The organism is Flavobacterium fluvii, from assembly GCF_900129545.1.
GTDB lineage: Bacteria > Bacteroidota > Bacteroidia > Flavobacteriales > Flavobacteriaceae > Flavobacterium > Flavobacterium fluvii.
The window spans coordinates 1-3,464 of record NZ_FQWB01000021.1 but is presented as its reverse complement, the minus strand read 5'-3'; the positions used below and the strand labels follow the sequence as shown (position 1 = coordinate 3,464).

Annotated in this window: 1 protein-coding gene; it reads right to left on the bottom strand. The window is 33.0% G+C overall.

What is annotated here, in order from left to right; all coding sequences use genetic code 11:
• Positions 1–61 precede the first annotated feature (61 nt).
• The gene (locus BUC16_RS17390) at positions 62–1,435 is read right to left on the bottom strand and encodes an HD domain-containing protein (protein ID WP_073372086.1); all 1,374 of its coding nucleotides are present in this window, start codon (positions 1,433–1,435) and stop codon (positions 62–64) included.
• Positions 1,436–3,464: the final 2,029 nt, after the last annotated feature.

Genomic DNA, 3,464 nt, shown 5'->3' with positions numbered 1-3,464 from the left:
TTTAAAAATTCAACTAACAAAGAAAAACATTTATCTTTGAATTAATTAACAGAACACTCTCTTAGTAAAAGTCCAAATTAGTTTGAAGACGTACAATAAAACAGGAAAGAAATCCTATGCCATAATTTCCGATTGGTTTGTAATCGAAATCTTTAAGTAAGAAATCTGTTGAATTGTAATAAGAAACCCCTATGTTCAAGAAATGTTTTTTGATTATATCCATTGACATACCAGTTCCATTATCGTTGATTACAGCAAGATCTTTTTCGGAATCAAGAATAACTTTTATTTTAGGCTTATATTCGTCTTGACCAAATTCCCAATTCAATTTCTCAGTTTCTTGTCTAATCCGACAGGAATCTATTGAATTTTGGATAAGTTCTCTGAGTCCTAAAGTTTTACTCCCGTAAATTTTTTCTCCCATAAGCAATGAACTAATTGCCTTAAACTCCAATGTCATTTTATAATCGGAAAAACTGTAACCCTCAGTCTGAATATTGACCTCTGGATTGGTATCATAAACCAAACTATATTGTGAAGGCATACCATTGACCAATGCAGTAGCATTAGTCAATTCATTTTTAACCCAACTAATATATACAAGGATTTTTCGATGTATACTAGCATTATTCGCTTTCCCATGAAATACTACTTTTTTCTGTTGAGTTTTTTCATTAATTACTATTTTTTCGTTGTTAGAAATTACAAAATGTTGTTTCCATTCTTCATCACTTATTCCCTTGGGAGAAATAAGTTTGTATAAATTGTGAGGTGTTCTGTTTCCATCAATATCTAGAATATCTGCCAAACGCAATATCACAGCGATAAATTGAGGGTTAAATGAATAGTCGCCTCTAACTTCATAGGTTCTTAAATTGGTTTTTATCCAGTCATAATCTTCCGTGTGAGATTTACAGATTGTAGCAAGATCATTTGTGAAATTGAGATTAGTCAGTTTAGGTATAACTAATTTATCTTTCAGATTTTCAAGAATATATTTACTAGATAATGAAGCATGAATTCTCCTAACATACTCTTGTAGTGCTAAAGTTTCATCTCCTTCAGTAATCTTTTTCATTGCAGAAAACTTAACATCACAAAAAGCGAAAGAGTCCGCTTTTATGGCAGTTATATCGTCCTCACTTACTGCCATTCCAATATCATGCAAAAGTGCTGAATACACCATTAAAGTGATTTCAAGTTCATTTAACTTTGTAATGTCAGCAACCAAATCACTCATATATTCCATAATCCTAAAAGAATGGCCAGTATTATGTAATGTATAATTTGGAAAAACGTACTGTACCCTGCTATTTAAGATGTCTTTTACCAGCTCATAAACTTCTTTAATTTTTGGAAGAAATGAACTGTCAATGCTTTTTAAATGTTTGATAAGTGCTAAGTCGTCCATTTTATCGTCTGTATCAATGTTCATTTTAAGTCATTTTTTTTATTTATAGGTAGAATCCTATTTATTAAATAGATTTTATACTAAGTAAAAACTTATATTCGGAATACACAAAGTTTTAATGAATTTTACCCTTAAAGTATAGTCAATTCAAAAAAAAAAAAAAAACATTCTTAGTAAATTATTTGCAAGTTCAGTTATTCAAGGAATTGGATAATATCGTTAAGTTTTTGTTACTTAATGTTGTCGATTTTATTTAGTTGAGAATATTAGATCTTAATGATTTTTTAATCTACACTAAATAAAATCCATTTTCAAAGAAACATTCTCGTTTCAAACATCACAGGCAAACCTTTAGTTTTGTCAAAGCAATAAAGCGGTCTCCTCCGGTCGCTCTCTTTGTTCTGCTCAACTGCTCCAGTTGGTTAACGACAAAAAAAAACGTCTCTCTCTGTTCCACAGACCACTTCACAGCACAAGAAAAGAGCTTCATGAAAATAAGCATCTCTTTTTTCGTAAATTATTTGCTCCCCAATCGCTCCGAAATACAGGTATTCTTCGGCTACGATAGTAGAATTACATACTGCACCCACTCCAATTGGCATCTAACACTAATACTTCAAAATTATTTAATAGAATAACATATTAAAACCCATTATCTCATTCAGCTGCACAAAACTTTCATTTAGTCCAAGTATTCCTAAACTCAAGTCTTTGTTTGCTTCATTTCGCTAATTACGTTTCCAATAAAGTGAACATTCTTTTCTGTTCGCTGGTAAAAGGATGTTTTTATATTTCAGGCCACTCCTACCCCACGCTCCAAAAAAATTACTGTCACGGTTTTTGGAACAAAAACGCGTACACTGCGTGACTCGCGCCAGTAATTTTTTCTCCCAAGCTGTGTTACATAATTGAGTATTATAATTCATCACAAAGTTTTTATATTGTTTTTTTTGTTTTTGCGACGAAGTTATAATATCATTTATGTAAAACAGCCCCTCCCCAACGCGCCGGTGGTTTGCTCTAGGACAGCTTCTTGAGCAGCTGTAAGAACATTGGTCATCCCGAGCGCAGTAGAGCGACAGCCGCTCAAGAAGCCGCCCTTCACAAACCACTAAATTCCTCCCGTAGAAAATATTTCCAGGATACTACGATTCCTTCTCGCTTTGACGCATAATGGTTTTTAGCAACTTCGTATTGAAATCGGAAGTCTTTGCATTGATTTTGTGCGTGCAGACCATTACTTACAACGTTAATGGCAGAAATAAAAGATTCCAAGAAAGTAATGGTCTGTACCCACAAAATCAAAAAACCTAGCAAGAGTATTGTTTTTTTATTTGCCACAAAATAAGAAGTAATTGCTTTTCCGGAAAAGCAGTTGCCATTTGGTTATATAATCATATTCTCTCTCCTAGTGCAAACTCAACACAATATCAGGCACCAGCTTTTCCACAAAAGCAATCAGGAAAACCCGTGTAAGCAAATAAAAAAACAATACACTTGCCTGCCCTACTGCCCCATCGCACTAGGTATTATTATGCATTGTTTTTGTGCGTGCAGACCATCACTTACAATGTTGATTCCTGAAATAAAAAGATTTCAATAAAGTAATGGTCTGCACCCACAAAATCAAGTCCAAGAAAGAGTATGGATTTTTAAAACAGAAAAAGATTTGGAATGGTGGTTATAGTTTTTTCTGTTTTAAAAATCCATACCCTTCCCGAAGACAACACTCTTTTAAGAAAACATTTTTTGGATTGGTTAGTAATGGAAAAACCTCGGTTAAAAAGAAAATAAAAAAAATAAAAAAAAAGAAGGCAAAGGTAAGTTCCAGGTTTACAAAAAAGCAAGTTCAAGCCTCCGGTTTTTGATAAAATCTCCACCCATTCGGGTAGTATTTTATCAAAAAAACTTGCTTTTTTGAAACCTTCCACTTTGACGAATGGCTTTCTTTTTTTTCCTTTTTTTTCTTCTGAAAATGATTTATTTAAAAGGTTCTTTGACATTAAAAAACGCTAAAGGGTAAAATTTTCTTCTGCGTGCTCGTGGCAACAAT